Source organism: Microcystis sp. M20BS1 (assembly GCF_020245305.1).
GTDB lineage: Bacteria > Cyanobacteriota > Cyanobacteriia > Cyanobacteriales > Microcystaceae > Microcystis > Microcystis ichthyoblabe_A.
The window spans coordinates 1-2903 of record NZ_JADBUZ010000189.1; the positions used below are offsets into that span (position 1 = coordinate 1).

Sequence of the window (2903 nt, forward strand, 5' to 3'; positions counted from 1 at the left end):
ATGATATCAGCCAGACTTGGAAACTATCTCATCAAATTAGTCCCCCCATAGAACCCCCTTGAGCCATCTTGCACACTTTTCTCTTTTTGTCAAATTTTATGTTAAGAAAGATGTGACTAATGGATAGCTTATCAAGGGGGGTTGGGGGGATCGAACCCAAAATCCATTTTTAATTTAATTAAAACCAGCTACTTACCATTTTAAAAAAATCAATTAATAAATTCAATTTCAGTTAGGGGAACCAGAAATGTTGCTTTTTTATCCCGATGGACAAGCTTTCACTAGCTATAATCAGGAAAACAACGAGCGGAACGATTAGCGAATAAACTGCGGGAATTAGGCATTAATCCTGACGATATCTAAGTTTACCCCTTGATCTCACTTTTATTACCAAGTATTTCAATTAAAGTTAACTCTATTATTGGAAAGGATTCAATAAAAATACTTTCACCTCGATAATATTTCTGAATAGCTTGATAACTACCCTGAAGCGGATGGCGATAAACTTCTAAACATTCTTCCTTGAGATTAACGATCCAAACTTCTTGAATATTTGCCTCTGCATAAAGAGGGATTTTAGTATAGCGATCATAATCGATGGTAGAATCAGAAACTTCAATAATTAAATAGATATCTTGAGGACAAGGATAGGCAGCAACATAAAAATCCGATCGAGGTATTAGTAAACTTAAATCTGGTTCTGGTTGAGAATTATTATTTAATCTAATCGGATTTTGCACCCTGAGAATAATTTTCTGTCCTAATTTTTGATAGAATAATTGTATTAATCTATCTACACTAGAAGCATGACGGGTTCCCATCGGTGACATTTTGATAATTTCTCCTCGAATTAATTCCACTTTTTCATCGGGTTTGATTATTCCCTCGGTTGCCATTTTTTCGTATTCTTCCACCGTAAACTTACGCGTAATCAGTGATAAAGACATTTTAACTAAACTCCTACTTTCTCTTTATTCTATCTGGACAGCCTTCCAACGGGTGAATTATCGGTATTTAAACCATTAATCGGGAGGAATAAACTAACTTTTTGGGGACTTGTACTGATTTTTCGGGAAAAAACAGCACTTGCCATGGCGACAAAACCGCTAGAGCTAACGTCTAGAAAGCTGGGGTCGGATCGAAACTGCCCCAAAAAAGCTACTATAGGTCAGTTGTCGATGTTAAAAAAAATAGCCGTTCCCATCTGGAACATTAAGTCGAGAAATTTTATGGTTAAGCGAAAACAGCCTTATAGTTTAATTTATCTGTTCAGTCTGGCGATCGGTTTAGTGATTGCGATCGCACCTGACGGACAAGCACAAACCCCCGACTCTAACACTCCTGCCAGCGATCCTAACGAATTAAAACCCTTAAATCAAGCCGATAGTGTTCTGAGTCTTCAGGGGGGACAACGTTTAGTGGAAGAAGCGAACACTGCTATTAATGCCGCTAAATACGATGTCGCTGTGGATAAACTCAATCAAGCGCGTCGGATTTTTAACCAACTATCTAACTATCATCTGCAATTAGCTAATAGTTTCTCAGGAATTGACCCGAAAGTATTCGATTCTCAGCGTCAAAGTGCTTTAAACACCGGACAACTGCGGGATGAAGCCACCTATCAGCTTGCTTTAGTTCATAGGGCGCAAAATCAGCCAGAATTGGCGGTTCCTTTGTTAATTCAGGTGATTCAATCCCAAAACCCCACCAGTGAATTAGGACAAAAAAGCTATCAACAACTCTACGAGATGGGATTTGTCAGTACACCCATCTCTGCACCGACTCCCACCTCCGCAACTCCTAGCAATCCCCCCCCACAGCAGTAAATTTTATCCCCATTGACGAGCTTTCGGTAACAATGGGATCAGAGTATCTTTAATTGTTTTGAGGAGTTAAGATGGTTGACTTTCGCCAAGTAGAAGCGATGATTCAAGAACAAATCCCCGATGCACAAGTGATGATTCGGGATTTGACGGGAGGTGGCGATCATTTGGAAGCGGTGGTTATTTCTGGCGAATTTGCTGGCAAAACCCGCGTTAAACAGCATCAAATGGTTTATGGCGCTTTACAATCGGCACTGGCTACCGAAGCCATCCATGCTTTGGCATTAAAAACCTACACTCCCGACAGTTGGGCAGCAGAAAAATAACAGTTATCAGTTATCAGTTATCAGTTATCAGTTATTAGTTAGTTTTTTTCTGGTTTTCTTTGTGGCTAATTATCTTCACAACACACAGTCTAATTTAATTACTCATGGTTAGTCCTTTACTAGAACCCTTTCGAGAAGCCTATCGCAATTTGGAACTTTTACCCCTGCGATCGGATAAAGAATTACAGCGTTTTGCTGTTAAATACGGCACAGAAATTATCGAAGAATTAGAACAATTGATAGAAGATAGTCCTTCGGAAGACGGAAAAATTATTCTAGCAGGACATCGGGGTTGTGGTAAGTCAACCCTACTCTATGAATTTAAAAGAAAGTTAGATGATCGCTGTTTTGTTGTTTTCTTCTCGATCTCAGACATGATCGAAATGTCAGACGTAAATCATGTTAATATTTTTGGCTCTTCGTTACTCTTTATGCTAAATCAACAGACAAGATGCCAAGATAACATACTTCTAACCCAAAAATTCCGAAAGTTTCTAAAGCCATAGCCTCTCCGTTTTATTAGTTTAAGTTTATTGTTGATTCCCTCGACCATCCCATTCGTTGTCCTTCGCTCGAAATAACTAATTATTTCTCCAAACCAGTTTCGGATTGTTTGACAACTCTTAGTAAAAACACTGGAGGATTTTGCCAACCATTCCGAGATGGATAGCATTCCCTCTGTCGGATTCTCTGAGGTTTCATAAATCTTTCTAAATTCTTCCTTTAATTCCTGCATCTTTTGCAAATTTGGGAA

Annotated in this window: 5 protein-coding genes; 3 read left to right on the forward strand and 2 right to left on the reverse strand. The window is 38.9% G+C overall.

The genetic code is table 11. From position 1 onward, the window contains the following. Positions 1-365: 365 nt before the first annotated feature. On the reverse strand, positions 366-947 hold the full coding sequence (locus IM507_RS18625) for a Uma2 family endonuclease (protein ID WP_069475487.1): 582 nt from the start codon (positions 945-947) through the stop codon (positions 366-368). A 231-nt stretch (positions 948-1178) separates the two neighbouring features. On the opposite strand from IM507_RS18625, the gene IM507_RS18630 reads away from it, so the two are divergent. The 3 genes from IM507_RS18630 (at position 1179) to IM507_RS18640 (ending at position 2655) form a co-directional block, all read left to right on the forward strand. Beyond that, positions 1179-1826: a hypothetical protein gene (locus IM507_RS18630; RefSeq protein WP_042790659.1), complete on the forward strand. Its 648-nt coding sequence runs from the start codon at positions 1179-1181 to the stop codon at positions 1824-1826. A gap of 71 nt (positions 1827-1897) precedes the next feature. Next, positions 1898-2149: a BolA family protein gene (locus IM507_RS18635; RefSeq protein ID WP_002737239.1), complete on the forward strand. Its 252-nt coding sequence runs from the start codon at positions 1898-1900 to the stop codon at positions 2147-2149. Positions 2150-2253: 104 nt separating this feature from the next. Further along, positions 2254-2655, forward strand: a complete 402-nt coding sequence (locus IM507_RS18640; protein ID WP_069475486.1) for a P-loop NTPase family protein — start codon at positions 2254-2256, stop codon at positions 2653-2655. On the opposite strand, the gene IM507_RS18645 is transcribed toward IM507_RS18640, so the two are convergent. Then, on the reverse strand, positions 2589-2903 hold a 315-nt coding region (locus IM507_RS18645; RefSeq protein WP_287637502.1), incomplete at its 5' end, for a transposase. The genes IM507_RS18640 and IM507_RS18645 overlap by 67 nt on opposite strands.